Genomic DNA, 26,037 nt, shown 5'->3' with positions numbered 1-26,037 from the left:
GGAGTCCTCGTGCTCGCGGGTACGCCGATCGGGCAGGCCGGCGACGCCCCGCCCCGGCTCGCCGCGGAGCCTGGCCGGTGCCGACGTGGTCGCCGCGGAGGACACCCGCCGGCTGCGGCGGCTGACCACCGACCTCGGCATCGAGCCTGACCGGGCGGGTGGTGTCCTACTTCGAGGGCAACGAGTCCGCGCGGACGCCGGCGCTGGTCGAGGCGCTGACCGGCGGTGAGCGGGTCGTGCTGGTGACCGACGCCGGGATGCCGAGCGTCTCGGACCCGGGCTACCGGCTGGTGGCGGCGGCCGTCGAGGCGGGGATCCGGGTGACCGCCGTACCAGGGCCGTCTGCGGTGCTCACCGCGCTCGCGGTCTCGGGCCTGCCGGTGGACCGGTTCTGCTTCGAGGGATTCCTGCCGCGCAAGGCCGGCGAGCGCGCCCGCCGGCTTGCCGACCTCGGCGCCGAGCAGCGCACGATGGTGTTCTTCGAGGCGCCGCACCGCACGGAGGCCGCGCTAGCGGCGATGCGCGACGTCTTCGGCGCCGACCGCGCGGCCGCCGTGTGCCGCGAGCCTGACCAAGACCCACGAGGAGGTACGCCGCGGCCCCCTCGCCGAGTCTCACCGGCTGGGCCGCCGAGGGCATCCGCGGCGAGGTCACCATCGTCGTCAGCGGTGCCGGCCCCGATGCGGCCGTGGCCGCCGACCCCGACAGCCTCCGCGCCGCCGTGGCCGAGCCTGGAGGAGTCCGGCATGCGGCGCAAGGACGCGATCGCAGCGGTCGCCGTCCAGGCGGGGGTCCCCAAGCGCGACGTCTACCAGGTGGTGCACATCGATGGCTGAGACGACGACCCGGATCACCAGCGTCACCCGCGACGGGCTCGTGCTCGACGTACGCGACGAGGGGCCGGTGGACGGCGAGGTCGTCGTGCTCCTGCACGGCTTCCCCGAGCGCGCCACCTGCTGGCGCTACGTCGCGCCGATCCTGCACCAGGCGGGCTACCGCACCCTGGCGATGGACCAGCGCGGCTACGCCCCGGGTGCCCGCCCGCGCGGCCGTCGCGCCTACCGGATGCGCGAGTCTGCTCGGCGACGCCCGGGTCCTCGCCGAGGCCGCGGGCGGAGGGGTGCACGTCGTCGGGCACGACTGGGGTGCGATGCCGGCGTGGCTGCTCGCCGCGCACCACCCCGAGTCTGGTCCGCACCCTGACGGCCGTCTCCGTGCCGCACCCGATGGCCTTCCTGACCGCGATGGTGCGCTCCTCGCAGGCTGCTCCACTCCTGGTACATGGGCCTCTTCCAGCTGCCCGTGCTGCCCGAGCGCCTGCTGAGCAGCCGGGGCCGGGTCGCGGACCGCCTGATCGCCGGCTTCGGGATGACCGAGGAGGACGTGGACCGCTTCCGGGCGGAGGTCGTCGACGACGGTGCCCTGCCGACGGCGCTGGGCTGGTACCGCGCGATGGCCCTGGAGGACCCGCGCCTGCTGCGGGTCAAGGTCACCGTGCCGACGACGATGGTGTGGAGCGACGGGGACGTCGCGGTCGAGGGCTGGGGCCCGCGGAGCTCCGGGCGCTGGGTCGAGGGCCCGTTCCGCTTCGTGCCGCTCGCCGGCGTCTCGCACTGGATCCCCACGCACGCCCCGGACGCGCTGGCCGCGGCGATCCTGGACCGGGTCCGCACGGCATGAGCGGCGCGAGCGAGGAGCGACCGCCTGTCCCGGAGCCGCTGCCGCACCCGGTCGTCGACAACCACTGCCACCTCGACATCGGCCGCGGCGGGGAGCCGTGGGCGACCGAGGAAGCGCTCGCGGCAGCCGCCGCGGTCGGCGTACGACGCATCGTGCAGATCGGCTGCGACCTGCCCGGCGCGCGCTGGGCGGTGGCCGCGGCGGCCGAGCACGACGCACTGGTGGCCGGGGTCGCGCTGCACCCCAACGAGGCGCCCCGGATCCACGCCGAGGGCGGCCGGCCCGCGCTGGAGGCCGCGTGGGAGGAGATCGAGCAGGCTCGCCGGCGCGCACGCCAAGGTGCGCGCGGTGGGGGAGACCGGGCTGGACGCCTTCCGCACCGGCGAGGAGGGCCGGGCCGTGCAGGTGGAGTCCTTCGCCCGGCACGTCGACATCGCCAAGCGGCTCGGCAAGACCCTGGTCATCCATGACCGGGACACCCACGACGAGGTGCTGGAGGTGCTCGACGCCGAGGGCGCGCCCGAGCGCTGGGTGATGCACTGCTTCTCCGGCGACGCGGACTTCGCCCGCGCCTGCCTGGACCGCGGGGCGTACCTCTCCTTCGCCGGCACGGTCACCTTCAAGAACGCCGCGCCCCTGCGCGAGGCGCTGCGGCTCGTTCCGCTCGACCGGGTGCTGGTGGAGACCGATGCGCCGTACCTGACGCCGAGCCCCTACCGGGGGCGGACCAATGCGTCGTACCTCGTGCCGGTGACGGTGCGCGCCATGGCTGCCGAGCGCGGTGACGACCTCACCGCGCTGTGCGCGGCGATCGAGGCGAACACCGAGCGCGCGTTCGGGGGGACGTGGTGAGTGCTTGCTCCAGCAAGCACAACCGTGTGACGCATGTGACGGATGTGACGATCATCGGGTGAGCCCGCTCACGCGCCCAGGCGGGGAACGGCGTTGCGAGTTTGCAATCGGGCGCTTGCTCTTGTTCTGGTAGGGGACATCGGCCGGGATCGGGAAGCACCGTCACGGCCAGTCCTCACGGGGTCTGAGGCCGCACGTCGTACGCGCGCGGGCTGAGGTCGGACTGGTCGCCCGAGGCCCGGGGACCACGACGTTCGGAGCACCGTGCGACTTGCGCACCTTTCCCTCACCCAGTCCCTCCGGGGAGCCGTCCAGAAGGCTGATCCAGAGCCGGATCGCCCTCGTCGCCACCGTCGCCGGGGTCCTCCTCGCCGTCTCCGCGGTGACCTTCGGCTACTCCTCGCTCACGACCGAGGTCACCTTGACGGTCGACGGCAAGGACCGCACCGTCAGCACCATGGGCGACACCGTCCAGGACGTGCTCGACGCCGAGGGCATCAAGGTGTCCGCCCGCGACGTGCTGCAGCCCGGACCGGACGAGAAGATCGAGGGTGGGGACCACATCTCGGTGCGCTACAGCCGCCCGGTGGAGCCTGACCGTCGACGGCAAGGAGAGCACCCACTGGGTGACCGCGACCGACGTCGACGGCGCGCTCACCCAGATCGGCGTCCTGTACGCCGACAGCCGGCTCTCCACGAGCCGCAGCGCGGACATCGACCGCGGCGGCGCCTCGATCGAGGTGATCACGCCCAAGACGCTGACCTTCCGGTTGGCTGGCCGCAAGCCGATCACCCGGACCGTGCCCGCCCTGACCGTGCAGGACGCGCTCGCCCAGGCTCGGCGTCCAGGTCGACGCCCTGGACCAGGTGCGCCCGGCGCGGACCGCCGCCGTGACCGACGGCGACAAGATCGTCTTCACCGACATCGTGCACCGCCAGAAGTCCGTCACCGGCGAGACCGTGCCCGCGCCGGTCAAGAAGGTCGAGGACGACTCGATGTACGACGGCGAGACCAAGGTCGTCACCGAGGGCGTCGACGGGAAGCGCAACGTGGTCTACCGGGTGATCGTCCGCAACGGCGACGTCGTGCGCCGCGTGGTGATCAGCCAGGACGTGACCCAGGCGCCGCGCACGGAGGTCGTGCACGTCGGCACCAAGACCGTCGAGGCCAACTACGCCGGCGGGAGCTCGGTGTGGGACAAGGCTCGCGCAGTGCGAGTCCGGTGGCAACTGGGCGACCAACACCGGCAACGGCTACTACGGCGGCCTGCAGTTCAACGCCAGCACCTGGCACTCCTACGGCGGCAGCGGCCTCCCGCACCAGGCCTCCCGTGAGACCCAGATCGCGATCGCGACCAAGGTCCGCGACGCCTCCGGCGGGTACGGCGCCTGGCCGGCCTGCGCCGCGTCGCTCGGCCTGCCGCGCTGACCGCGCGCGCCGCCGCTGCCACTAGGCTGGGTGGCGTGCCTGAGACGTCTGCCGTGCGACTGCTGGGTCCCGCGGAGGTCCGGGCGCTCGCGGCGCGCCTGGACCTGCGGCCCACCAAGCAGCGCGGGCAGAACTTCGTCATCGACGCCAACACGGTGCGCCGGATCGTCCGCGAGTCCGGTGTCACCGCCGACGACGTGGTGCTGGAGGTCGGCCCCGGCCTCGGCTCGCTGACCCTGGCGCTGCTCGAGGTGGGCGCCACCGTCACCGCGATCGAGGTGGACCCGGTGCTCGCCGGCGAGCCTGCCCGCGACCATCGAGGCCCACGCCCCCGGGCAGGCCGCGCGCTTCTCGGTGGTGCTCGACGACGCGCTCGCCGTCACCGAGGTCCCCGGCCCGGCGCCGACGGCCCTGGTCGCGAACCTGCCCTACAACATCTCGGTCCCCGTCCTGCTGCACCTGATGGCGCTGCTGCCCTCGCTGCGGCACGGGCTGGTGATGGTGCAGGCCGAGGTCGCCGACCGGCTGGCCGCGCCGCCGGGGTCGAAGACCTACGGCGTGCCCTCGGCGAAGGCCGCCTGGTTCGCCGACGTACGACGGGCGGGGGCGATCGGGCGCAACGTCTTCTGGCCCGCACCCAACGTCGACTCCGGGCTGGTCGCCTGGACCTCGCACGAGCCGCCGACCGACCGGGTCACCCGGCAGCAGGTGTTCGCCGTCATCGACGCCTCCTTCGCCCAGCGGCGCAAGGCGCTGCGCGGTGCGCTGCGCACCCTCGCCGGGAGGCTCGGAGGCGGCCGAGGCCGCCCTGCGCGCGGCCGGCATCGACCCGCTGACCCGCGGCGAGGCGCTGGGCATCGACGAGTTCATCGCGCTGACCGTCGCCCTCCACGAGGGCGGTGCTGCATGAGCGAGGCCATGGTGGAGCCGGTCCCGCGGGTCACTGTCCGCGCCCCCGCGAAGATCAACCTGCACCTCGGGGTCGGCTCGCCGCGCCCGGACGGGATGCACCCGCTGGCGACCGTCTACCAGGCCGTCGGTCTCTACGACGACGTCACGGTGACCGACGCCCCGGCCTGGTCGGTCGGGCTGACCTCGCCCATCGACGGCGTACCGCTCGACGGGTCGAACATCGCCGTCCGGGCCGGTCGTGCGCTGGTCGCCCACCACGGCATCGACCTCGCCGCCCGGATCACCATCGCCAAGGGCATCCCGGTGATGGGCGGGATGGCCGGTGGCTCGGCCGACGCCGCCGCGACCCTGCTCGCCCTCGACCGGCTGTGGGACCTGCAGACCAGCGACGAGGACCTGCTGCGGATCGCGGGCACGCTCGGCAGCGACGTACCGTTCGCGTTGCTCGGGGGCACCGCCCTCGGCACCGGCCGCGGCGAGTCTCGTCACGCCGCTGGAGGACCGCTCGTCGGTGTGGTGGGTCGTCGTCCTCTCCGACGAGGGGCTGTCCACGCCCTCGGTCTACCAGCGCTTCGACGTCCTCGCGCCCGACGCCGCCGCCGAGCCGGCGCTGCCGGACGCGCTGATCGCGGCCCTCGCCGAGGGGTACGCCGACGAGGTCGGCGCCCTGCTCCACAACGACCTGTGGCCGGCGGCCCGCGACCTGCGCCCGGACCTGGTCGACACCGAGGAGCAGCTGCGGCTCCTCGGCCCCGACGGGGTCCTGCTGTCCGGCTCCGGGCCGACGCTGCTGATGCTGCACGAGGACGTCGAGGAGGCGCGCAACGCGGTGGCCGAGCCTGACCGAGCGCGGGCTGCGCTGCACGATCGCCCCCGGGCCGGTCGCCGGCGCGCACGTGGTGACCTATGCCTGAGGCCGGCCGCAGCCTGCTCAACCTGGAGCGGGTCTCGAAGTCCTACGGCGTCCGCCCGCTGCTCACCGACGTCTCGCTCGGCATCGCGGCCGGCGAGCGGATCGGCATCGTCGGGCGCAACGGCGACGGCAAGACCACCCTGCTGCGGATCATGACCGGTGCCGAGGAGCCCGACACCGGCCGGGTCTCGCGCCAGCGCGGCCTCCTGATCGGGGTGCTCAGCCAGCAGGACGACTTCGACGACGCCCACACCGTGCGCGAGGTGGTCCTGCAGGGCATGGCCGACCACGAGTGGGCGGCCGACGCCCGGCTGCGCGAGATCGTCGACGTCCTGCTCGCGGGGGTGGACCTCGACCGCGCCGTCCACGGGCTTTCCGGTGGCGAGCGCCGGCGCTGCGCCCTCGCCGGCCTGCTGCTCGGCGAGCACGACCTGGTCATCCTCGACGAGCCGACCAACCACCTCGACGTCGAGGCCGTGGCCTGGCTCGCCGCGCACCTCGCCGCCCGGCCCTCCGCACTCGTCGTGGTCACCCACGACCGCTGGTTCCTCGACGCGGTCTGCCAGCAGACCTGGGAGGTGCACGACGGCATGGTGGACGGCTACGAGGGCGGCTACGCCGCCTTCGTGCTCGCCAAGGCCGAGCGCACCCGCCAGGCGGCCGCCTCCGAGGCGCGCCGCCAGAACCTGGTCCGCAAGGAGCTCGCCTGGCTGCGCCGCGGCGCCCCGGCCCGTACCTCCAAACCGAAGTTCCGCATCGACGCCGCCAACGCCCTCATCGAGGACGTGCCCCCGCCCCGCGACCGGATGGAGGCTCCAGCGCTTCGCCGCCCAGCGGCTCGGCAAGGACGTGATCGACGTCGAGGACGTCGACTTCTCGCGGGGCACGCGCTCGCTGCTCTCGCACGCCACCTGGCGGCTCGGGCCCGGCGACCGGGTCGGCCTGGTCGGCGTCAACGGCGCCGGGAAGACCTCGGTCCTCTCGCTGCTCGCGGGCGAGGCGGCACCGCAGGTCGGCCGGGTCCGCCACGGCCGCACCGTCGCCCTCCAGCACCTCTCCCAGGACGTCGACTTCGAGGACCCGGAGGCGCGCGTGCTCGCCACGGTGGAAGGCATCCGCCGGGTCACCAAGACCGTCGACGGCGAGATCTCCGCGACCTCCATGCTGGAGCGCTTCGGCTTCACCGGCGACAAGGCTCACCGCGCGCCTCGGTGACCTCTCCGGCGGCGAGCGGCGCCGCTTCCAAGCTGCTCCGGCTGCTGCTCACCGAGCCGAACGTGCTGCTCCTCGACGAGCCCACCAACGACCTCGACATCGAGACCCTCAACGTCCTCGAGGACTTCCTCGACGGCTGGCCCGGCACGCTCGTGGTCGTCTCCCACGACCGGTACTTCCTCGAGCGTGTCACCGACTCCGTCTGGGCGCTGCTCGGCGACGGCCGGTCGTCATGCTCCCGCGCGGGGTCGACGAGTACCTCGAGCGCCGTCGTGCCTCGCTGCGCGCCGCCTCCGCCGCTCCGGCGTCGTCGCCGGCGCCGTCGAGCGCCCCGTCCGCCACCGCCGCCCCCGCCGCGCCCAAGGCCAAGACCGGCTCGGCCGAGGAGCGCTCCGCCCGCAAGACGCTGGCCCGCCTCGACAAGGTCCTCGAGCGTCTCGCCGAGCGCGAGGCCGAGTCGACCACCGCGCTCACCGAGCACGCCACCGACCCGGACCGGCTGGCCACCATCGCCGCCGACCTGACCGCGCTGCAGGAGGAGAAGGAGAGCGCCGAGTCTGGAGTGGCTGGAGGCCGCCGAGATCCTCGGCTGACCACGTCGCCGTGCCTCGGGGGAGGGGAGCGCATGAGCCTGGATCGCGATGCTGGACCCGCGCCGTCTGCGGACGCCCGGGCAGTGGACCGCCGCCGTCGTCCTGGTGGTGGGGTTGACGGTCGCGCTGGTCGCATGGGGACTCGGTCACCGTGTGCGAGTCGCCGAGTCTGGAGGCGCTCGACGTGTGCGCGGAGGCCGCGACGTCGAGCCCGGACTGCCTGACCCCCGTCGTCGGGCGCTTTGCCCGGCACGCCTCGCGGGGGCGCCACCACCAGTCGTTCCAGCGCGACCCCGAGGGCTCCGTGACCGGCCTGTTCCGGGACGGCCACTACGTCGGCTACCTCGGCAGGCTCGGGGACGCGCCACTACGACGACGAGATCGACGACATCCCCGCTGCCTACCTCGCGGTGAGCATCGCCGGCCTGGTCGGCTTCGGCCTCGCGATGCCGGTGCTGGGCTACCTGGTGCGGCGCGACCGCACCGCACGGCGCCCGATCATTCGGCGAACGGGACCAGCAGACGACGCAGCAGGTCCGCCAGGTCCCGCTGGTCCTTCGCCGACAGGCCCGTGAGCAGGTCCCGCTCGGCGTCGAGCAGGGCCGCGAACGCGCCGTCCACCGCGTCCTTGCCCTCCGGGGTGAGCCGGACCAGGACGCCCCGCCGGTCACTCGGGTCGGGGTGTCGCTCGACGAGGCCGCGCGTCGTCAGCCGGTCGACCCGGTTGGTCATCGTCCCGCTCGTCACCAGGGTCTCGCGCAGGAGCCGACCGGGGAGAGGCTCGTAGGGCTCGCCGGCCCGGCGCAGGGCCGCCAGCACGTCGAACTCCCACGACTCGATCTCGTGGGTCGTGAACGCGTGGCGCCGGGCGCGGTCGACGTGGTGGGCGAGCCGGGCGATCCGGCTGAACACCGCCACCGGGCCGAGGTCGAGGTCGCTGCGCTCGCGCGCCCACGCCTCGACCAGACTCGTCCACCTCGTCCCGCATGAGACTCACCTTATCGGACCAGTCGAGAATCTTGACGTCAAGATAAATCGGTCGTACGCTCGGCTCCGACCGCCGACAGACTGGAGACTCCTCGATGAGCACCGTGTGGGACCCCGAGCGCTACCTCGCCTTCGCCGGAGAGCGGGGACGCCCCTTCGTCGACCTGGTCGCGCTCATCGACACGACCAACCCGCGGGTCGTGGTCGATCTCGGCTGTGGTCCCGGCAACCTCACCGCCCTCCTCGCCGACCGCTGGCCGGGTGCCGCGATCACGGGAGTCGACTCCAGTGCGGACATGGTGCGCGCGACGTCCGGCACGAAGGCCGCGGAGCGGATCGCGTTCCGTCAGGCCGACCTGCGCGACTGGCTGCGCGAGGCCGGTCCCGGCTCTGTCGACGTCCTCGTCTCGAACGCCACGCTGCAGTGGCTGCCCGAGCACCTCGACCTGCTCCCCGCGCTGGTGGCGGCGGTCGCCCCCGGTGGCCGGCTGGCCTTCCAGGTGCCCGGCAACCACCGCGCGCCGAGCCACACGATCCTCGCGGACCTGGCGGCGCAGCCGCCCTACGCCGAGCACGCCGCGGGAGCCGCCCGGGTGAGCTCGTACGACGCGGCGACGTACCTGCGCGCGTTGCAGGCCCTGGGGTGCACGGTCGACGCGTGGGAGACGACCTACCTGCACGTGCTCCACGGCGCGGACCCGGTGTTCACCTGGGTGTCGGGCACCGGCGCGCGGCCGACCCTGCAGGCCCTGCCGGGCGACCTCCGCCCGCGCTTCGAGGAGGAGTACAAGGCGCGCCTGCGGGCGGCGTACCCGGACGAGCGGCATGGGGTCGTGCTGCCGTTCCGCCGGATCTTCGTGGTGGCCGAGGTGGCGTAGCGCACCTTGCCGGGCTTGTTACTCGCGAGTAATGTCCTCGCCATGACCCAGGTCCAGAACCTCTGGAAGACGACCACCGGCCTGCCCGTCGTGGGCGGCACGATCGGCAAGCGCGTCTTCTCGCTCGCCTTCGCGCAGAAGGCGCCGTACTTCGCCACGATCCACCCGCGGGTGGTGGACCTGCGGCCGAACTACGCCGAGGTCGTGATCCCCAAGCGGCGCAGCGTGCAGAACCACATCGGCACCGTGCACGCCATCGCGCTGTGCAACGGCCTGGAGATGGCCATGGGCGGCCTGGCCGAGTCCACCCTCCCGAAGGGCAAGCGCTGGATCCCCAAGGGGATGACGGTCAGCCTACACCGCCAAGGCGACCGGCGACGTCACCTGCATCGCGGAGACCGACCAGGAGCAGTGGGACACCGCCGAGGGCGACCTGCCCGTGCGGGTGCGCGGGCAGGCTCGCCGACGGCACGGTCGTCATCGAGGGCGTCATCAACCTCTGGGTGACCTCGAAGAGGTGAGCCCGGCCTCCTGAGGCCTCAGGAGGCGCGGGACTCGGCGTCGATGCCGGCCGCGGCCGCCACCACGTCGATCTTGTTCTCCCCGACGTAGCGGCGCTGGACCCAGGTGGCGAGCGCGGTGAGCAGCAGGTTGAGCCCGACGTACAGGACGGCCATCACGATCGCGGCCTGCACCTGGTTGTGGAACTCCTTGTAGATCTGCTGGCCCACCTTGGTGAGGCCGGGCGCCGCGACGGCGAAGCCCAGGCTGGTGTCCTTCAGCGCGACGACCATCTGGCTGATCATCGCGGGCAGCATCACCTTCACCGCCTGCGGCAGCAGGATGATGCGCATCACCTGGGACTTGCTCATGCCGACGGCGTACGCCGCCTCGGCCTGGCCCTTCGGCACCGCGTTGACGCCGGCGCGAACCACCTCGGCGAGCACCGCCCCGTTGTAGCAGGCCAGGGCGATGACGACGGTCAGGAACCCGCCGCGGTCGTCGATCCACAGGAAGCCGCCACCCCGTGAGACGAACCACGCGAAGAACACGAAGATCATCAGCAGCAGGACCGGCATCGCGCGGAAGAACTCGACCACGACCCAGGCCGGCCAGCGGATGAAGGCGTGGTCGGACATCTTGGCGACGCCGAACACGAACCCGAAGATCACCGCGCCGATGATGGCGAAGACCGCCATCGTCACCGTGACGAGCAGCCCGTCGACGAGCAGGGCCCGGATGTACTCGGGAGTCACGAAGGGCTCCCACAGGCGGTACTCGAACTGCCCGTCGTCGTTCGAGCTTCCACAGCACGTAGGCGATCGCGGCGACGATGGCCGCCGCGGCCAGCACGGAGTAGATCCGGTGCCGGCGCCGGGTGGCGGGGCCGGGGGCGTCGAAGAGGACACTGGCACTCATCAGGCGGTCCTCCAACGGCGCTCGAGCGTGAGCGAGATCAGGGACACGACCTCGACGATGACGATGTAGCCGATGGCGAAGCAGAGGAAGATGCCGAAGCGCTGGCTGGCGTTGTCGTTGGTCAGCCCGCGCATGACGGCCAGGGCCTCGGCGAGGAAGAAGACGCCGGCCACCGAGGTGTTCTTGACCATCGCGATGAGGGCGCTGGCGACCGGCGGCACGGACGCGCGGATCGCCTGGGGGAGCACGACCTGGGTCATCACCCCGCCGAACGGGAGCCCGATGGCGCGGGCCGCCTCCGCCTGGCCGAGGGGAACGGCGTTCACCCCGGAGCGCAGGCCCTCGCAGACGAAGCAGGCGGTGTAGAGGCTGAGCGCGACGAAGGCCGTCGCGAACGCGGAGGTGAAGTCGAAGCCGCCGACGTGGATCTGCACCCACCGGAAGTTGATGCCGAGGATCGGGGCCGCGAAGTGGAAGAAGATGAAGATCAGGATCAGCGGGGTGTTGCGGACGACGGACACGTAGACCGCGGCCAGCGACCGCAGGATCGCGATCGGCCCGACGCGCATCGCGACCAGGATCGTGCCGAGGACCAGCGAGGCGACGGCGCACACGAGGAACAGGAAGATCGTGTAGCTGAATCCCTTGAGGACCTCGTCGAGGTTGTCGAGAACCGCCTGCAACGGCGTCCCCTCTCCATCCGGGGGAGCCGGGGCCTGTCGTACGACGGACCCCGGCTCCGCGGTCGTGTGTGGACTACTTGCAGGGCTGCAGCGCCGGCGGCTCGGGCGTCTTCACGCCGGACGGCCCGAGGGTGAGGTCGAATGCCTTGGCCCACGACCCGTCCTTGAACGCGTCGGTCAGCACGCCGTCGATCCACTGGCACAGACTCGGGGTGGTCCTTGCCGTAGCCGACACCGATGTTCTCGGTCGAGAACTGGTCGCCCACGACCTTCAGGCTCGCCCTCGTTCTGCGCGGCCAGGCCGGCGAGGATCGTGCCGTCGGTCGACATGGCCGGGTAGGTGCCGTCGAGCACCTTCTCGGCACACTCGGAGTAGGAGTCGGCGCCGACGCCCTTGGCGCCCTTCGCCTTGACGTTCTCCAGCGAGGTGGACCCGGTCACCGAGCACACCTCCTTGCCCTTGAGGTCGTCGATGCTCTTGACGCTGCTGTCCGACTTCACCAGGATCTGCTGGCCGGTGACCATGTAGGGACCGGCCTGGCCGACCACCTTCTGGCGGTCGTCGGTGATGGAGTACGACGCGAGGACCAGGTCGACCCGGCCCGCCTGCAGGTAGGGCTCGCGGTTGTCGGAGATGGTCTCCTCCCACTTCACGTCGTCGCTCGCCGGGTCGATGCACAGGTCGGCGATCAGCGAGCTTCGCGACCTCGATGTCGAAACCGCTCGGCACCTTGTCGGTCGCGCCCTGGAAGCCGACGCCCGGCTGATCGGTCTTGTGGCCGATGGTGATCTTGCCCGCCTTGGCGAGCTCGGCCATCCGGGTGCCGTCCTTGAACTTGCCGTCGCAGTCCTTCTTGGCCTCGACCTTCACGCCTTCCTTGTCGCCGCCCGCGTCGCCGCACGCGGCGAGTCCGGCTGCCACGGCGATGGCGGTGGCCGTGACGGCCAGCGTCTTCCTGAGTCGCATCTACTGCTCCTTTGTTCTCAGCCCGAGTTGACGAGCGGTCAGTGGCGGAGGATCTTGCCGAGGAAGTCCTTGGCGCGATCGCTCTGGGGGTTGGTGAAGAAGGACTCCGGGTCGGACGTCTCGACGATCCGGCCGTCGGCCATGAACACGACGCGGTTGGCGGCAGTGCGGGCGAAGCCCATCTCGTGGGTGACCACGATCATCGTCATGCCGCGCTCCGCGAGGTCGACCATGACCTCGAGGACCTCCGAGATCATCTCGGGGTCGAGGGCGGAGGTGGGCTCGTCGAAGAGCATCACCTTCGGCTCCATCGCGAGCGCACGGGCGATCGCCACCCGCTGCTGCTGGCCGCCGGAGAGCCTGGGCGGGGTACTTCGCCGCCTGGTGACCCACGCCGACCCGGTCGAGCAGGCTCCTGGGCGCGCTTCTCCGCCTCGGCCTTCGACTGCTTGCGGACCTTGATCGGGCCGAGGGTGACGTTCTCGAGGATCGTCTTGTGGGCGAACAGGTTGAAGGCTCTGGAACACCATCCCGACGTCCGCGCGGTGCGCCGCGAGCGCCTTGCCCTCCTCGGGGAGCGGGGCACCGTCGACGCGGATCTCGCCCTTGTCGACGGTCTCGAGGCGGTTGATGGTGCGGCACAGGGTGGACTTGCCGGACCCGGAGGGCCCGATCACCACGACCACCTCACCCCGCCCGACGGTGGAACTCGATGTCCTGGAGAACGTGGAGGTCGCCGTACCACTTCTGGACGCCGTGCAGACTCGACCAGGGGATCGCCGGGTCGCCCAGCGGGCTTCCCGACCGCAGCATCATCGGTGACGGTCATGCAGCGGGACGCTAGTCGCGACAGGTGCGGTCCGGCTAGTGCCGCGTCGCGCCGAGACCAATTCGTGACGCAAGAACCACTCAGAAGATGGCGGGTACGACGCTCAGGGCCAGCCCCACCACGATCGCCCCCACCGCCACCGGTACGGCGAGCCGGCCGCTCTGCTCCGGGGTCTCCTCCTCGTCCGCGGAGATCCCCATCTGTCGCCGCCAGTCGGCCTCCTCCTGCTCCCACTGGGCGTCCGGGGTGATCGCGCGCAGGCTGCGCCCGATCACCTGCAGCAGCAGCGTGAAGGTGCCTCCGGCGATGGTGAGCACGGTCAGGATCGCGCGCACGCCCCGGGTGTCGGTGCCGAACATCAGCCCCGCGCCCAGCAGGACCGCCACGACGAGGGCGGCGATGCTCAGGACGCTGCCGACGACCTCGTTGTTGCGGGCGACGAATCCGGTCGAGGCGGGCTCAGGCATGGGTCGAGCCTAGGTGATTGCGATTCGGGCGGGGGACGCCGCCGCCGTACCCTGGACCGGTCATGAGCACCGCATCCCAGCCCCAGCAGCACAGGACCTACGAGGTCCGCACCTACGGGTGCCAGATGAACGTGCACGACTCCGAGCGCCTCTCGGGGCTGCTCGAGGACGCGGGCTACGTCCCCTTTGTCGCCGCCCCCGAGGGCGAGCAGGCCAGTCACCCGGACGTGGTCGTCTTCAACACCTGCGCCGTGCGGGAGAACGCCGACAACCGGCTCTACGGCAACCTCGGCCACCTCGCGCCGGTCAAGGCGAGCCGGCCGGGGATGCAGATCGCGGTCGGCGGGTGCATGGCGCAGAAGGACCGCGACACGGTGGTGAAGAGGGCGCCGTGGGTGGACGTCGTCTTCGGCACGCACAACATCGGCTCGCTGCCTGCGCTGCTGGACCGCGCGCGCGTCCAGCAGGAGGCGCAGGTCGAGATCCTCGAGTCGCTCGACGTCTTCCCCTCGACGCTGCCGACCAAGCGCGAGTCGGCGTACGCCGCATGGGTGTCAGTGAGTGTGGGGTGCAACAACACCTGCACGTTCTGCATCGTGCCGAGCCTGCGGGGCAAGGAGAAGGACCGCCGGCCCGGCGAGATCCTCGCCGAGATCGAGGCGCTGGTCGCCGAAGGCGTCTCCGAGGTCACCCTGCTGGGCCAGAACGTCAACGCCTACGGCGTGGAGTTCGGCGACCGGCAGGCGTTCTCGAAGCTCGCTGCGCGCGTGCGGGGAGATCGAGGGACTGGAGCGGGTGCGCTTCACCAGCCCGCACCCGGCGGAGTTCACCGACGACGTGATCGAGGCGATGGCCGAGACGCCGAACGTGATGCCGAGCCTGCACATGCCGCTGCAGTCGGGCTCCTCGAAGGTGCTCAAGGACATGCGCCGCTCCTACCGCCAGGAGAAGTTCCTCGGCATCATCGAGCGGGTGCGTGCGGCCCTGCCGGACGCGGCGATCACCACCGACATCATCGTGGGCTTCCCCGGCGAGACCGAGGAGGACTTCCAGGAGACCCTCAAGGTCGTGCGGGAGGCCCGGTTCTCCGGGGCGTTCACCTTCCAGTACTCCAAGCGGCCCGGTACGCCGGCCGCCGAGCTCGAGAACCAGGTTCCTCAGGCCGACGTCACCGACCGCTACAACCGGCTCGTCGACCTCGTCAACGAGATCACCTGGGACGAGAACAAGCGCCTCGTGGGCCGCGAGCTGGGTCGATGGTCGCCGAGGGCGAGGGCCGCAAGGACGCCGAGACGCGGCGCCTGTCGGGACGCGCGCCCGACAACCGGCTGGTGCACTTCGAGGCCGACTTCTCCCAGGTGGACGGGGAGCCCCGGCCCGGCGACATGGTCACCGTCGAGGTCACCTACGCCGCCCCACACCACCTGGTGGCGGACGGGCCGGTGCGCGCGGTGCGTCGTACCCGCTCGGGGGACGCGTGGGAGCGCCGCGTCGCCGGACCGGCCGACGACAAGCCCACGGTGGGCCTGGGGATGCCGGGCGTCGGCGTACCGGCACCGCTGCCCGACGCCCCCGTCTGCGGCTGAGGCGGCACGACGTGCCCGCCGACGCGCCGACCATCCTCGCCACCTCGGGCGGGGTCGTCGCGAGCCCGCGCAACAAGTGGTCCGTCGGTCCGCTGACCCGCTACGCCGTGGACCTGGCCGGCGTCGAGGGTCGCGCCCCGCGGGTGAGCCTTCCTGGCGACCGCGTGCGGCGACCAGCCGGCGGTGATCCGCGACTTCTACGACATGGCGCAGGAGGCGGGGTTCCACGGCAACCACCTCTCGCTGTTCACCATGCCCAACGTCGACGACATCCGCGAGCACCTGCTCGGCCAGGACGTGATCTGGGTCTGGGGCGGAAGCGTCGCGGGCCTGCTGGCGATGTGGGAGCCTGCACGGCGTGGGCGAGGTGATGCGCGAGGCGTGGCAGGCGGGTGTCGTCCTCACCGGGGTCTCGGCGGGCTCGATCTGCTGGCACACCAGCGGCACGACGGACTCCTTCGGTCCCGATCTGCGCCCGGTCACCAACGGCCTCGGCCTGGTGCCGTGGTCCAACGGCGTGCACTACGACTCCGAGGAGCAGCGCCGCCCGCTGTTCCAGGAGCCTGATCGGGGACGGGACGCTGCCGCCGGGCTACGCCACCGACGACGGCGTGGGCGTTCTCTACCGCGGAGCGGAGTACGCCGGTGCCTTCTCCGAGGTGCCCGGCAAGGCGGCGTACTTCGTCGAGCGTGCGGCGGACGGCGGGGTCGTGGAGACCCCGCTGGACACCGAGCTCGCTGCGCTGAGCGACCGGGCTCAAAGGGGACTCAGGCGGGGGACTCCGCCTCGGGCGGCACCTCGGGGTTGTCCTTGGTCGCCTCGGTGTCGGTGTCCTCGCCGGTCGTCGTCTCCTCCGGGAGGTCGTCCGTGGCGGGGTTGTCCGCGGGGTTCGGGTCGCGCGGCTCGGTCGTGTAGGCGCCGTCGCCACCCACACCCTCCAGCCGGTTCGGGCCGCCCGGCGGCGGCGCCTGGGGCTCGGAATGGGGCTCGGGCTGCGGAGGCAACGATTCGCTCATCCCGCTGCGGTATCCCGTGCCGGGCGAATCATCCGGGCTCAGAAGCCGAACGAGGTGAGAGCCGGCAGCCCGCCGGTGCGCAGCCCGTCGAGCACGAACCGCTCGTGGGGCACGACCGGGTCGGGCAGGGCCTCGAGGGCGAACCAGCGCAGGTCTGCGCACTTGGCCGGCTCCACGATGCGCGGCTCGCCGCTCCAGGAGCGGGCGGTGAAGAAGAAGTCGACGCGCTCGTCGATGGGCAGGTCGTGGGCGGTGCGCTGCATCGCGGTGACGAAGGTGAGTGCCAGGTCGTCGACCGCCACCTCCTCACGCACCTCGCGGCGCGCGGCCTGCTCGGCGGTCTCGCCGCGCTCGACGTGCCCGGCGGCGGCGGCCCAGTGGCCGTCCATGTAGCCGGTGCCCTGCCGCAATTGCAGGAGCACCTCGGTGCCCGCCGCGCCCTCCCGCAGGAGGTAGACGTACGACGCGGGGACCACTGCGAAGCGGGTCTTGCCGGTCGCGGGGTCCTGGACGGTCACCGAGGTGCTCGAGGCTGACGTTCGCGGAACGTCAGTTGATGTCGTCGTCCTGGCCGTCGAGACCGTCGAGCGCGTCCTTGGCCTTGTCCACGCCGGTCTCGATCTTGTCGTCGAACTTGCCGCCGGTCTTGTCGGAGGCGAAGTCGGCGGCCTTGTCCAGACCGTCGCTGATCTTGTCGCCCTGGCTGTCGACCGCGTCGGTCAGGCTTGTTCTTGGCGTCGTCGAGAAAGCCCACGAGAAACCCCCATTGCTTGATGGACGCGACCCCGACCGGGCCGCGCGGAACACCTTGCCACACTAGTCCCATGCCTGTGAGCCCCTCCGCGTCCGCGCTGCCGGTGGTGGCCATCGTGGGGCCGACGGCGAGCGGGAAGACGGCGCTCTCCCTCGACCTGGCCGAGACACTGGGCGGCGAGATCGTCAACACCGATGCGATGCAGGTCTACCGCGGCATGGACATCGGTACGGCGAAGCTCCCGGCCGCCGAGCGCCGCGGCATCCCGCACCACCTGCTCGACACCCGCTCGGTGCGCGAGGTCGCGACCGTCGCGGACTTCCAGGCCTGGGCGCGCGCCGCCATCGGCGAGATCCGCGGGCGGGGCCGGATCCCCGTCCTGGTGGGCGGTTCCGCGCTCTACACCCGCGCGATCCTGGACCGCTTCGAGTTCCCCGGCACCGACGCCGAGGTCCGCGCGCGGCTGGAGGCGGAGCCGACGCCGTCGGCTCGCCGGCCCTCCACCGGCGGCTGGCCGGGCTGGACCCGGCGGCCGCGGAGCGGATCGAGCCGGAGAACGGCCGTCGCGTCGTACGCGCGCTGGAGGTGATCGAGTCGACCGGCGAGCCGTTCAGCGCCACCCTGCCCGTCCGGGAGTACGCCGACCCGGCCACCGTGCAGGTCGGCGTCGCCATCGAGCGCGACGTGCTGGAGGAGCGGATCCGGCAGCGGGTGCGGCAGATGTTCGACGAGGGCCTGCTCGACGAGGTCGCCGCGCTGCTGGCCGACGGCCTGGCCGAGGGCCGCACGGCCGCCGCCGCGATCGGCTACCGCCAGGCAGCGGCGGTGCTCGCCGGTGAGCCTGTCCGTGGAGGAGGCGATCGAGCGGACGGTCATCGCAACCCGGAGGTTCGCGCGCCGCCAGATGGCGTGGTGGAAGGACGACCCACGCATCACCTGGGTGCGCTACGACGACCCGGATCGGGTCGCCCACGCGCTGGCAGCGGTTGCTCAGCGCACGTAGACGCGGACCGTGGTGCGGGTGGGCGCCGCCCGGGTCGAGCCGGTGTAGGTCAGGACGAGCGTCTTCCAGCCCCGCCGCAGCCCGCGGTAGGTCCAGGTCGCCGACCGCGGCGTGCTGCCGATCGCGATCCTCTTCACCGCACGACCGCCGTCGCTGATCGTCACCGTCCCGGCCGGCCGGGACGCGCCAGGCGTGGTCAGGCTGCAGGGAGACCACCGCTCGGTGGCGGTAGCCCGTCGCACGGGCCCGCAGCGAGGAACGGGCGACGACCGCCGGGCTGGCGACGGTCGTGCTGGTCGCGGTCGCGCCCTCCTGCGCACGGTAGGCGGTGAGTCGCACCGCCATGCGGTGGCCCACGTCGGCCGTGGTCGCGACGTACGACGCCGCCGTGGCTCCGCGTACCGGCGAGCCGTCGCGCAGCCACTGGTAGACTCACTCGGCTCGGCGCGAGGTTCCACGTCACGCCCGCGGGCGCCATCCGCTGACCCGCTACGGCAGCCCGGACGGATCCGGGGGTGAGGGCGCGCAGCGACCGGACGGTGACCGGTGCCGAGACAGCGACGCTGCTCGCGTAGCCGTCGAGGGTGGAGGTCTGCTGGACCGACACCTGGCACCCGTCGAGGTAGTCGGCGAGGTAGAGGCGAGGGCCCTTGGTGCCGAGGAGCGAGCTCCCGCAGCGCCACTGGAACTCGACCTTCCCGGGAGCGGGGACGACCGTGCCCGGGGCCGCCTCCATCCAGGTGCTGACGAAGCCGGAGCCGGTGACGGTCGGAGGCGCGGAGGTCTGCAGCCGGTAGGCGGCGTCGTGCTCCACGCGCTGACGCGGCCAGGTGGTGGCGTTCACGGTCGCTGCCTGCGCCTGGTCGGGCTGATCTCCGGACCACACGGTGGTGAGGTGCTCCCCGCTGTAGCGCAGCGTCAGCGGCCCCGTCTCTCCTTCGCCGATGCCGGGGATCGCGTAGCGGCCGTCAGCAGTGCTGATAGCGGTCCCCAGGATCTCGCTCGTACGGCTGCGGAAAGTTCGTGACGGTGACGCCCGGGACCGGGAGCCCGTTGCCGTCCACGACGACGCCACGGGTCGGGTTGCCGCCTGGCACGACCAGGTCGCCGGCTGCGTACGACTCCCCGGGGGCGAGCGTGAGCGTGGTCGGCGCGGACGGGTCCGCGGTCCCGCCGAGCCAGGTGACGCCGAAACCGCCGGTGCCACTGGTGGCGACCGAGACGGGAGCACCGGCAGGAGCACGCGTGCTGAACTCGCCGTCGCCCGACCAGGTGGCGCCGGTGACCCGCACCCATTCCCCGTCCTCGCGCACGACGGTGCGCACGCCCGCCTTGATCAAGAAGCCCGCGGTGGTGAGGGTCCGGCCGGTGATGGTCGCCCACTCGGGGAAGTCGATGTGCGCGTCGACGACCTCGCCACTGTCGACCTGGACCGGGGTGGAGTGCTCGACGGCGTACTTCTGCCCGAGCCAGATCTGCGGAATGCTGCGCCCCGACGGCTTCAGGCCGATGAGGAGCGGGGCCTCGGTCGTCATCCAGAGCCGCACCCGCTGGTCCTCGCGTTCAACCGGGACCGTGGTCATGGTCGTCGGGGACACCCTGACTTCGACGCTGACGCTCGTCGCGCCCGCGTAGGTGATCACCACCTGGCCCGCCGGCTTGACCACCGGGTCGAGGTGGAGGTCCTGGCTGACCGGCACCACCACGGCCGAGGCTCTTGGACTCCCCGCCGCCGTACCAACGGCTCACGGTGCGGTCGGAATCGGTCTCGAACAGGTAGGAGCCGGCCGGGAGCCCGGTGATCTCGTAGCGGCCGTCGGAGCTCGTCGTTGCGCTCCAGCCTGCCGGTGATGGTGCCGAGGGCGAGGACCCGGGCGTCGGCAACCGGCGTGCCGTCCGGCAACGTGACGATGCCGCTCACCGTGACCGTGGCGGCCTGCGCCGGCGCGACGAGGGCAGGCGTGGCGAGGAGGGCGAGGACGAGGGCGCACCAGGCGGCGCGCCACCCCGAGAGTCGAGTCACCCGCGGATGTTAACCCGAGGCAAGCCGTTTCAGTGCAGGCTTCGGCTGCATGGAATCCGCCCATACCGTGCACGCCTGCGCCGGGCGGGGTCGCCGCCGAGCACAGGTAGACCCCGGCCACGCCGAGGGAGTAGGGATTCAGCGCCGGCCGGGGGCGGAAGGCCGTCTGCAGCGCGGTGTTGGCGCCGGCCGCGATGTCGCCGCCGACGTAGTTGGGGTTGTAGGCCTCCCAGTCGCCGGGCCGCCTGGTGGAGACCGCCAGGACCCGGTCGCGGAAGCCGGGGGCGAAGCGCTCGACCTGCCCGATGACGGCGTCGGTGGCGTCGCCGTCGTAGCCGCGGGGGACGTGGGCGTAGGCGTAGACCGGGTTCGCGGCGGCGGAGGAACGCGACGGGTCGGCGAGGTACTGCTGGCCGAGCAGCACGTAGGGCTGCTCCGGCATCCGGCCCCGGGTGGTCGCGAGACTCGACGGCGGCGACCTGCTCCGCCGTACCGCCGAGGTGGACGGTGCCGGCGCGGCGGACGTCCGGGTTGGTCCAGGGGATGTCCCCCTCGATGGCGAGGTCGACCTTGAACGCTGCGGGGCCGTAGGAGTAGCGCTCCAGCGCGCGGCGCACCCGCCCGGGCAGCCGGTCGCCGACGATCTCGAGGGCGCCCGCCGGTGCCGTGTCGAGCAGCACGACGTCCGGCGCTCCGCCCGCGTGCTCGCGCAGGCTCCTCCAGCGAGCGGACGTGGATGCCCGTGCGGACGGTGCCGCCGTGCTCGGCGAGCTCGGCAAGCAGGGCCCGGGTGATCGACTCCGAGCCGCCCTCGGCGACCGGCCAGCCCACGGCGTGGGCGGTGCCGGTGAGCATCAGCCCGACGGCGCTGCTGAGCGGGGTGTCGAGACGGTGGAAGGCGTGCGCGGCGACCCCGGTGAAGAGCGCGCGTGCGGGGGCGTCGTGGAACCGGGCCGCGCCCCAGGTGGCGGGCAGCAGTGCCTTCATGCCGAAGCGGCCGAGCACGAGGGGGTGCCGGGGGACGTGCACCACGGGTTGGAGGACCTCGGCCATCAGGCTCGTCGAAGCGGCGTACGACGGGTGCGAAGATCCGCTCCCAGTGCGGGCCGTCTCTCCCCAGGGACGCGACGGTGGCGGCCATGTCGCGGGTGGCGATGCCGGCCCGGCCGTCGTCGAGCGGGTGGGCGAGGTCGACCTCCGGCCAGCGCCAGCGCAGGCCGTGCCGCTCCAGGCCGAGGGCGGTGAACCACGGCGAGGCGACCCCGGTCGGGTGGAAGGCGGCGCAGTCGTCGTGCAGCACGCCGGGCAGGGTGAGCTCGCTGGTGCGGGTCCCCCCGCCGGGCCGGTCGTGTGCCTCGAGGACGGTCACCTCGAGCCCGGCGCGGGCGAGGCGGATGGCCCCGGCCAGTCCGTTGGGGCCGCTGCCGACGACGACGGCGGTGGTCACGCCAGCGACGTTACCCCGCAGGCCGAGTCCTCAGCGCCCTCAGCGCTCGACCTGGGTGGACCACAGGCTCCCTCGTGTACGGCGGCCCGCCGCCCTCCTGCGACGGCAGGTTGACGTCCGGGCTGAAGATCACCAGGAGCCTGGTGGCCCTCGGTGGGGTTCCAGCCCACCCAGCGCACGTCGAGGTCCTCCTCGGGATAGGGCGCCGCTTCGCTGGCCACGCGGAAGGGTGCGCGCAGCGCGCTGTCGGTGAAGGAGCGTGCCCACAGGCTCGTCGGAGTCGTCGGCCGGCTCGCCCGGGCTCACCCGGGCGTTGACCTTCCACAGGACGATCCCGTGCCCCCGGGCGTCCATCGCGGGGTGGACGTCGATCAGGCTGCCCAGCGCGAGGACGCCCCCGGCGCGTGGGCGCACGACCTGGGTCCAAGCAGCGCTCGCGCCGCGGCTCCCGCGGACCTGCCAGGTGAGCCGGAGCCGGCCGCCGCCGACGGCCGCTCTCGCGACCACAGCGGTGCGGCGCCACACCGTGCGCAGGCTGCCGCCGACCGTCTCCTGGCGCAGCACGCGGGCCTCGGCGCCGGTGTTGACGACGAGGGTCTGCCGGCCGGTCCGCTCGACGAGGTAGGTCCAGGTGGTGGGTGCGGCGGGCAGCACGACGGCGGGGGAGAGTGCCCGTCCGGGCCGCTTGATGCGGCGCACGGTCGTGGTCGCTCGGGTGCGTCCGTAGTCGCGCACCACGTAGACCGCGCCGGTCGCGTCCATGGCCGCGCTGAACCCGCCCACGACCGGACCGATCGTGGTGGTGCGCCACCGGTCGCCGCGCAGCCGGACGGCGGCGTACAGCGTCGGTCGTGACACGCCGCTGCGGGCGTACACGACGGCGTAGTCGCCGTCGTCGTTGCCGAGCACGCGCTCGGTCCAGCCGGCGCGGGGGATGGCTGTGGTCAACGGGTGCGGCGCGGACCAGGTCCGGTCGGGAGCGCGGACCTGGACGACGAGGCGGTTCGGGCCGTCCATCGGTGCGGAGAGGTAGGCCGCGAGCGCGGTGCCGGGGCGTCCGGCGGCCACCTGCACGGCCGCGGGGCTCTGGCTGCGAGGGATCTTGCGAGGCGCGCTCCAGGAACCGCCGGCCCTGCTTTCCCGGATCTCGCCGTCGAAGGATGTCGCGATCCGCGTGCCGGCGGCATCGACCGCGACCACCGCAGGATCGACGCTGTCGAACTGCGTGCCGACGCGGGTCAGCGGTGCGCCGGGTGCGGGCACCGGGTCGGCGATCGCGGGTGCGCCGCTGAGCGCGAGCGCCCCGGCCAGCGGCAGGGTGAGCAGTCCGAGACGTCGCATGGGTTCCTCCCTCGATGGACCTTCCTGACCGTAGGACGGGTTGAGAGGCCAAGAAGGGTCAAGCCGGATCCGGACGAATCGCGCGAGGATGACGGCATGACCGGCCGTGACCGCCTTCGCGAGCCTCCTCGACGCGGTGCTCGACGAGGACAACCGGACGCTCGACGCCATGGCACGCGGGGCGTTCGCCTCGCCGTACCACCTGAGCCGGGTGCTCTCCCGCGATGCCGGCGAGGCACCGGTGGCGTTACGGCGGCGGGTGCTGCTGGAGCGCGCGGCTTGGCGGTTGCGGGAGGGCACGAGCGTGACGGATGCCGCCTGGGAGGCGGGTTATGAGTCCCTCGAGGGCTTCAGCCGGGCGTTCAGCCGGGTCTACGGTCACCCCCGAGCGAGACCGCCGGCCGGGTCGGCGGCACGTGGCTGCCGGCCGCGAACGGCATCCACTTCCACCCGCCCACCAGCCTGTGGGTGCACAGCACGGAGCACACCATGAACCCGCTGACCGACCAGACTCGTCCGCCACGACCTCGACGACACCCGGGTCCTGCTGGACCTCGCGAAGGGGCTGCCCGAGGACGCCTTCCAGGCCGCCCGGCTGCCGGGGCACGAGGTGACCTCGTGGGAAGGCCCCGAGGAGTCGGTGGCCGCGGTGCTGGAGCACCAGGTCGGCACCAAGGAGGTCTGGCTCGCCGCCATCGAGGGCGGCGACGTCCCGTCCCGGCCGCCGGCCTTCACCGCGGCCGACCTCCTCGTGCGGCACGACGCGGTGGCCCCGCGCTGGCTGGCGTTCGTGCGCGACGTGGACCGTCGCGGCGGGTGGGACGACCTGCTGGTCGACGCGCTCTGCGAGCCCCCGGAGAGCCTTCCGAACCGGCAGCGTCATCACCCATGTCCTGACCTACGCCGCGCACCGGCGCCGACTCGCCCGGCACCTGCTCCGGCTGGCCGGAGTGAGCGCCGACGACGGCGACCCGATCAACTGGCTGCGCGCCGAGGGAGAGGCCCGATGACCACGACGTACTACACAGCGACCACGCTGGACGGCTTCATCGCCGACCCCGACGACTCGTTGGCCTGGCTCCTGCGCCAGCCGCAGGACAAGGGCGGCGCGCAGGACTACGACGCCTTCTACCGCGGCATCGGCGCGCTGGTCATGGGCTCGACGACCTACGAGTGGGTGCTCGCGCACCTCCGCGAGACCGGAGCGGCCTGGTTCTACGACGTGCCGACCTGGGTGCTGAGCACCCGCACCCTCCCGTCGTACGACGGGGCGGACGTCCGCTTCGCGAGCGGCCCGGTTGCCGGCCTCCACCCCGCCCTCACCGCCGCGGCGGGGGAACGGGGCGTGTGGGTGGTCGGGGGAGGCGACCTCGCGGGTCAGTTCGCGGACGCGGGCCTGCTCGACGAGGTGGTGGTCTCGATCGCGCCCCTCACCCTCGGTGCGGGCCGCCCGTTGCTGCCCCGCCGCCTGGAGCCTGCGGCTGCTGGAGACCGCGCCCAACGGCGCCTTCGTGACCGCGCGCTATGCCGTCGACGGGCCGCTTCTGGAGGATCGAACGGCTTGACAGGGGGTACAGGGTGGAGGAATCGGACTGTCTCGGGAGGACATCGTGCGCCGTACCCTCACCCTCGTCCTGGTCGCCTCGACCGCCACCGCGCTGAGCGCCGCGCCCGCCCCGGCGAAGCCCTCGCCGCACGCGCCGCGGCCGCCGGCCAAGACCGCGACCGCGACCGGATACGGCGGTGCGGTCAGGCTCCGTCGACGCCGACGCCACCGCGGTGGGCCTGGAGGTGCTGCGCCGCGGCGGCAACGCCGTGGACGCGGCGGTCGCGACGGGTGCCGCCCTGGGCGTGACCGAGCCCTACAGCGCGGGCGTGGGTGGAGGCGGCTACTTCGTCGTCTACGACGCCCGCACCCGCAAGGTCAGCACCATCGACGGCCGCGAGACCGCACCGGCCGGCATCGAGCCCGACGCCTTCGTCGACCCGGCGACCGGCAAGCCCTACCCGTTCACGCCGGACCTGGTCACCAGCGGCGTCTCGGTCGGCGTCCCCGGCACACCGGCGACCTGGGAGACCGCGCTCGACCGCTGGGGCACCCTCTCGCTCGCCCAGGCGCTGCGCCCGGCCGCGCAGGCTGGCCCAGCGCGGCTTCCGCGTCGACGACACCTTCGCGCTGCAGACGCGGGAGAACGCCGAGCGCTTCCGCACCTTCACCAGGCTCCGCGGACCTGTTCCTGCGCGGCGGCGTGCCGGCCGTCGGCAGCACCTTCCGCAACCCCGACCTCGCCCGCACCTACCGTCAGGCTCGGCGCCCGCGGCACCGACTGGCTCTACCGCGGCCGGCTCGGTGCGGAGGTCGCCGCCACCGTGCAGCACCCGCCGGTGAGCGGCGCCACCGACCTGCCGGTGCCCGTCGGCAGCATGACCACCGCCGACCTGGCCCGCTACCGCGCGCTGCTGCAGAAGCCCACCCGCACCGGCTACCGCGGATACGACGTCTACGGAATGGCGCCCTCCTCCTCCGGCGGCACGACCGTGGGGGAGTCCCTCAACATCCTCGAGCAGTCTGCCCGCGCCGGCCACCCCGGTCGCCGCGCTGCACCAGTACCTCGAGGCCTCCGCGCTCGCCTTCGCCGACCGTGCCAAGTACGTCGGCGACCCCGCCTTCACCGCTGTGCCCACGGGGACGTTGCTCGACGACACCTTTGCCAAGGAGCGGGCCTGCCGGGTCGACCCCGCGAGGGCCGCGTCCAAGCCGGTGGCGGCCGGTGACGTCTCGTCGTACGACGGGCGCTGCGACGCCGCTCCCGCGCCCGGGAAGGCCGACACCGACACCGAGAACCTCTCGACCACCCACCTGACGACGGCCGACCGCTGGGGCAACGTGGTGTCCTACACGCTGACCATCGAGCAGACCGGGGGATCGGGCATCGTCGTGCCGGACCGGGGGTTCCTGCTCAACAACGAGCTCACCGACTTCACCACGGTCTACGACCCGGCCGACCCGAACCGGATCCAACCCGGCAAGCGCCCGCGCAG

Annotated in this window: 32 protein-coding genes and 10 pseudogenes; 26 read left to right on the top strand and 16 right to left on the bottom strand. The window is 72.7% G+C overall.

What is annotated here, in order from left to right; all coding sequences use genetic code 11:
* Positions 1-9: 9 nt before the first annotated feature.
* From rsmI to G5V59_RS16020, 13 genes and pseudogenes are all read left to right on the top strand, one after another.
* Positions 10-836, top strand: a pseudogene (gene rsmI, locus G5V59_RS16070) (16S rRNA (cytidine(1402)-2'-O)-methyltransferase).
* Complete coding sequence (locus G5V59_RS16065) at positions 829-1,203, top strand: alpha/beta fold hydrolase (RefSeq protein WP_278257116.1); 375 nt, start codon at positions 829-831, stop codon at positions 1,201-1,203. The pseudogene rsmI and the gene G5V59_RS16065 overlap by 8 nt, the downstream one beginning before the upstream one ends.
* 78 nt (positions 1,204-1,281) lie before the next feature.
* On the top strand, positions 1,282-1,680 hold the full coding sequence (locus G5V59_RS16060) for a hypothetical protein (protein WP_278257115.1): 399 nt from the start codon (positions 1,282-1,284) through the stop codon (positions 1,678-1,680).
* Positions 1,677-2,150: a TatD family hydrolase gene (locus tag G5V59_RS36835; protein ID WP_341350961.1), complete on the top strand. Its 474-nt coding sequence runs from the start codon at positions 1,677-1,679 to the stop codon at positions 2,148-2,150. Before G5V59_RS16060 ends, G5V59_RS36835 begins: the two co-directional genes overlap by 4 nt.
* Positions 2,044-2,532, top strand: a complete 489-nt coding sequence (locus tag G5V59_RS36830; protein WP_341351224.1) for a TatD family hydrolase — start codon at positions 2,044-2,046, stop codon at positions 2,530-2,532. Before G5V59_RS36835 ends, G5V59_RS36830 begins: the two co-directional genes overlap by 107 nt.
* Before the next feature lie 271 nt (positions 2,533-2,803).
* A complete protein-coding gene (locus G5V59_RS16050) occupies positions 2,804-3,427 on the top strand; it encodes a ubiquitin-like domain-containing protein (protein ID WP_278257114.1) in 624 nt (207 codons plus the stop codon).
* Positions 3,400-3,867 (top strand): G5 domain-containing protein, encoded by a 468-nt coding sequence (locus G5V59_RS16045; protein WP_341350960.1) that lies wholly within the window; start codon positions 3,400-3,402, stop codon positions 3,865-3,867. Before G5V59_RS16050 ends, G5V59_RS16045 begins: the two co-directional genes overlap by 28 nt.
* Positions 3,794-3,961: pseudogene (locus G5V59_RS16040) on the top strand (transglycosylase family protein); the annotation flags it as partial. The gene G5V59_RS16045 and the pseudogene G5V59_RS16040, both read left to right, overlap by 74 nt.
* A gap of 35 nt (positions 3,962-3,996) precedes the next feature.
* Positions 3,997-4,871, top strand: a pseudogene (gene rsmA, locus G5V59_RS16035) (16S rRNA (adenine(1518)-N(6)/adenine(1519)-N(6))-dimethyltransferase RsmA).
* Positions 4,868-5,266 (top strand): annotated as a pseudogene (locus G5V59_RS36825) (4-(cytidine 5'-diphospho)-2-C-methyl-D-erythritol kinase); the annotation flags it as partial. The pseudogenes rsmA and G5V59_RS36825, both read left to right, overlap by 4 nt.
* Positions 5,196-5,942, top strand: a complete 747-nt coding sequence (locus G5V59_RS16030) for a hypothetical protein (RefSeq protein WP_341351223.1) — start codon at positions 5,196-5,198, stop codon at positions 5,940-5,942. The pseudogene G5V59_RS36825 and the gene G5V59_RS16030, both read left to right, overlap by 71 nt.
* Positions 5,846-7,594: pseudogene (locus tag G5V59_RS16025) on the top strand (ABC-F family ATP-binding cassette domain-containing protein). Before G5V59_RS16030 ends, G5V59_RS16025 begins: the two are co-directional and overlap by 97 nt.
* A gap of 48 nt (positions 7,595-7,642) precedes the next feature.
* Positions 7,643-8,008 (top strand): hypothetical protein, encoded by a 366-nt coding sequence (locus tag G5V59_RS16020; RefSeq protein ID WP_278257113.1) that lies wholly within the window; start codon positions 7,643-7,645, stop codon positions 8,006-8,008.
* 84 nt (positions 8,009-8,092) lie between these two features.
* Here the strand turns inward: G5V59_RS16020 and G5V59_RS16015 are convergent, their stop codons facing one another.
* Entirely contained in the window at positions 8,093-8,512 is a 420-nt protein-coding gene (locus G5V59_RS16015) for a MarR family transcriptional regulator (RefSeq protein ID WP_341350959.1), read from the bottom strand.
* 164 nt (positions 8,513-8,676) lie between these two features.
* Between G5V59_RS16015 and G5V59_RS16010 the strand changes: the two genes are divergently transcribed.
* From G5V59_RS16010 to G5V59_RS16000, 3 genes and pseudogenes are all read left to right on the top strand, one after another.
* Positions 8,677-9,459, top strand: a complete 783-nt coding sequence (locus tag G5V59_RS16010; protein WP_278257112.1) for a methyltransferase domain-containing protein — start codon at positions 8,677-8,679, stop codon at positions 9,457-9,459.
* A gap of 42 nt (positions 9,460-9,501) precedes the next feature.
* Positions 9,502-9,765 (top strand): annotated as a pseudogene (locus tag G5V59_RS16005) (DUF4442 domain-containing protein); the annotation flags it as partial.
* Between the two features lie 82 nt (positions 9,766-9,847).
* On the top strand, positions 9,848-9,994 hold the full coding sequence (locus G5V59_RS16000; protein WP_278259874.1) for a hypothetical protein: 147 nt from the start codon (positions 9,848-9,850) through the stop codon (positions 9,992-9,994).
* Positions 9,995-9,998: 4 nt separating this feature from the next.
* On the opposite strand, the gene G5V59_RS15995 is transcribed toward G5V59_RS16000, so the two are convergent.
* The 7 genes from G5V59_RS15995 to G5V59_RS15965 all read right to left on the bottom strand — a co-directional run bounded on the left by G5V59_RS15995 (position 9,999) and on the right by G5V59_RS15965 (position 13,824).
* On the bottom strand, positions 9,999-10,868 hold the full coding sequence (locus tag G5V59_RS15995; RefSeq protein ID WP_278257111.1) for an amino acid ABC transporter permease: 870 nt from the start codon (positions 10,866-10,868) through the stop codon (positions 9,999-10,001).
* A 9-nt stretch (positions 10,869-10,877) separates the two neighbouring features.
* A complete protein-coding gene (locus G5V59_RS15990) occupies positions 10,878-11,561 on the bottom strand; it encodes an amino acid ABC transporter permease (protein ID WP_278257110.1) in 684 nt (227 codons plus the stop codon).
* A 177-nt stretch (positions 11,562-11,738) separates the two neighbouring features.
* Positions 11,739-12,215 (bottom strand): transporter substrate-binding domain-containing protein, encoded by a 477-nt coding sequence (locus G5V59_RS15985; protein ID WP_278257109.1) that lies wholly within the window; start codon positions 12,213-12,215, stop codon positions 11,739-11,741.
* 35 nt (positions 12,216-12,250) lie between these two features.
* Positions 12,251-12,463, bottom strand: coding sequence for a hypothetical protein (locus tag G5V59_RS15980; RefSeq protein WP_278257108.1), 213 nt, complete (start codon positions 12,461-12,463; stop codon positions 12,251-12,253).
* A gap of 103 nt (positions 12,464-12,566) precedes the next feature.
* Entirely contained in the window at positions 12,567-13,205 is a 639-nt protein-coding gene (locus G5V59_RS15975) for an ATP-binding cassette domain-containing protein (RefSeq protein WP_278257107.1), read from the bottom strand.
* Between the two features lie 10 nt (positions 13,206-13,215).
* Positions 13,216-13,344, bottom strand: coding sequence for a hypothetical protein (locus G5V59_RS15970; RefSeq protein WP_278257106.1), 129 nt, complete (start codon positions 13,342-13,344; stop codon positions 13,216-13,218).
* A 93-nt stretch (positions 13,345-13,437) separates the two neighbouring features.
* Positions 13,438-13,824 carry a hypothetical protein gene (locus tag G5V59_RS15965; RefSeq protein WP_278257105.1) on the bottom strand — a complete coding sequence of 129 codons (387 nt, stop codon included), beginning with the start codon at positions 13,822-13,824 and terminating at the stop codon, positions 13,438-13,440.
* A 62-nt stretch (positions 13,825-13,886) separates the two neighbouring features.
* On the opposite strand from G5V59_RS15965, the pseudogene miaB reads away from it, so the two are divergent.
* The 3 genes and pseudogenes from miaB to G5V59_RS15950 all read left to right on the top strand — a co-directional run bounded on the left by miaB (position 13,887) and on the right by G5V59_RS15950 (position 16,326).
* Positions 13,887-15,410, top strand: a pseudogene (miaB, locus tag G5V59_RS15960) (tRNA (N6-isopentenyl adenosine(37)-C2)-methylthiotransferase MiaB).
* Between the two features lie 11 nt (positions 15,411-15,421).
* Entirely contained in the window at positions 15,422-15,781 is a 360-nt protein-coding gene (locus tag G5V59_RS15955) for a hypothetical protein (RefSeq protein WP_278257104.1), read from the top strand.
* On the top strand, positions 15,769-16,326 hold the full coding sequence (locus tag G5V59_RS15950) for a Type 1 glutamine amidotransferase-like domain-containing protein (RefSeq protein ID WP_278257103.1): 558 nt from the start codon (positions 15,769-15,771) through the stop codon (positions 16,324-16,326). The genes G5V59_RS15955 and G5V59_RS15950 overlap by 13 nt, the downstream gene beginning before the upstream one ends.
* A gap of 139 nt (positions 16,327-16,465) precedes the next feature.
* Here the strand turns inward: G5V59_RS15950 and G5V59_RS15945 are convergent, their stop codons facing one another.
* Together G5V59_RS15945 and G5V59_RS15940 are read right to left on the bottom strand one after the other, a co-directional pair.
* Positions 16,466-16,945 (bottom strand): NUDIX domain-containing protein, encoded by a 480-nt coding sequence (locus G5V59_RS15945; protein WP_278257102.1) that lies wholly within the window; start codon positions 16,943-16,945, stop codon positions 16,466-16,468.
* A gap of 31 nt (positions 16,946-16,976) precedes the next feature.
* The gene (locus G5V59_RS15940; RefSeq protein ID WP_278257101.1) at positions 16,977-17,234 is read right to left on the bottom strand and encodes an antitoxin; all 258 of its coding nucleotides are present in this window, start codon (positions 17,232-17,234) and stop codon (positions 16,977-16,979) included.
* A gap of 23 nt (positions 17,235-17,257) precedes the next feature.
* Here G5V59_RS15940 and G5V59_RS36820 point away from each other — a divergent pair, with 23 nt between their 5' ends.
* From G5V59_RS36820 to G5V59_RS36810, 3 genes and pseudogenes are all read left to right on the top strand, one after another.
* Positions 17,258-17,770, top strand: coding sequence for an isopentenyl transferase family protein (locus tag G5V59_RS36820; RefSeq protein WP_341350958.1), 513 nt, complete (start codon positions 17,258-17,260; stop codon positions 17,768-17,770).
* Positions 17,692-17,961: pseudogene (locus tag G5V59_RS36815) on the top strand (tRNA dimethylallyltransferase); the annotation flags it as partial. The gene G5V59_RS36820 and the pseudogene G5V59_RS36815, both read left to right, overlap by 79 nt.
* 67 nt (positions 17,962-18,028) lie before the next feature.
* A complete protein-coding gene (locus G5V59_RS36810) occupies positions 18,029-18,184 on the top strand; it encodes a hypothetical protein (protein ID WP_341350957.1) in 156 nt (51 codons plus the stop codon).
* Here G5V59_RS36810 and G5V59_RS15930 read toward each other — a convergent pair.
* From G5V59_RS15930 to G5V59_RS15905, 6 genes are all read right to left on the bottom strand, one after another.
* Positions 18,172-18,321 (bottom strand): hypothetical protein, encoded by a 150-nt coding sequence (locus G5V59_RS15930; protein WP_278257100.1) that lies wholly within the window; start codon positions 18,319-18,321, stop codon positions 18,172-18,174. The two genes, G5V59_RS36810 and G5V59_RS15930, sit on opposite strands and share 13 nt — an antisense overlap.
* 59 nt (positions 18,322-18,380) lie before the next feature.
* Positions 18,381-19,028 (bottom strand): hypothetical protein, encoded by a 648-nt coding sequence (locus G5V59_RS15925; protein WP_278257099.1) that lies wholly within the window; start codon positions 19,026-19,028, stop codon positions 18,381-18,383.
* Between the two features lie 124 nt (positions 19,029-19,152).
* Entirely contained in the window at positions 19,153-19,890 is a 738-nt protein-coding gene (locus tag G5V59_RS15920; protein ID WP_278257098.1) for a hypothetical protein, read from the bottom strand.
* 39 nt (positions 19,891-19,929) lie between these two features.
* Positions 19,930-21,654: an NAD(P)/FAD-dependent oxidoreductase gene (locus tag G5V59_RS15915; protein ID WP_278257097.1), complete on the bottom strand. Its 1,725-nt coding sequence runs from the start codon at positions 21,652-21,654 to the stop codon at positions 19,930-19,932.
* A gap of 10 nt (positions 21,655-21,664) precedes the next feature.
* Positions 21,665-21,787 carry a hypothetical protein gene (locus G5V59_RS15910; protein ID WP_278257096.1) on the bottom strand — a complete coding sequence of 41 codons (123 nt, stop codon included), beginning with the start codon at positions 21,785-21,787 and terminating at the stop codon, positions 21,665-21,667.
* The gene (locus tag G5V59_RS15905; RefSeq protein WP_278257095.1) at positions 21,784-22,995 is read right to left on the bottom strand and encodes a hypothetical protein; all 1,212 of its coding nucleotides are present in this window, start codon (positions 22,993-22,995) and stop codon (positions 21,784-21,786) included. Before G5V59_RS15905 ends, G5V59_RS15910 begins: the two co-directional genes overlap by 4 nt.
* A gap of 106 nt (positions 22,996-23,101) precedes the next feature.
* Here G5V59_RS15905 and G5V59_RS15900 point away from each other — a divergent pair, with 106 nt between their 5' ends.
* The 4 genes and pseudogenes from G5V59_RS15900 to G5V59_RS15885 form a co-directional block, all read left to right on the top strand.
* A complete protein-coding gene (locus G5V59_RS15900) occupies positions 23,102-23,488 on the top strand; it encodes a helix-turn-helix transcriptional regulator (protein ID WP_278257094.1) in 387 nt (128 codons plus the stop codon).
* Positions 23,489-23,539: 51 nt separating this feature from the next.
* Complete coding sequence (locus G5V59_RS15895; protein WP_341351222.1) at positions 23,540-24,850, top strand: dihydrofolate reductase family protein; 1,311 nt, start codon at positions 23,540-23,542, stop codon at positions 24,848-24,850.
* A pseudogene (locus G5V59_RS15890) lies at positions 24,739-25,509 on the top strand (gamma-glutamyltransferase); the annotation flags it as partial. The gene G5V59_RS15895 and the pseudogene G5V59_RS15890, both read left to right, overlap by 112 nt.
* A gap of 55 nt (positions 25,510-25,564) precedes the next feature.
* A pseudogene (locus tag G5V59_RS15885) lies at positions 25,565-25,975 on the top strand (gamma-glutamyltransferase); the annotation flags it as partial.
* Positions 25,976-26,037: the final 62 nt, after the last annotated feature.

Source organism: Nocardioides convexus (assembly GCF_011090295.1).
The sequence above is the reverse complement of the archived record's forward strand: the minus strand, read 5'-3'. Positions and strand labels throughout refer to the sequence as shown.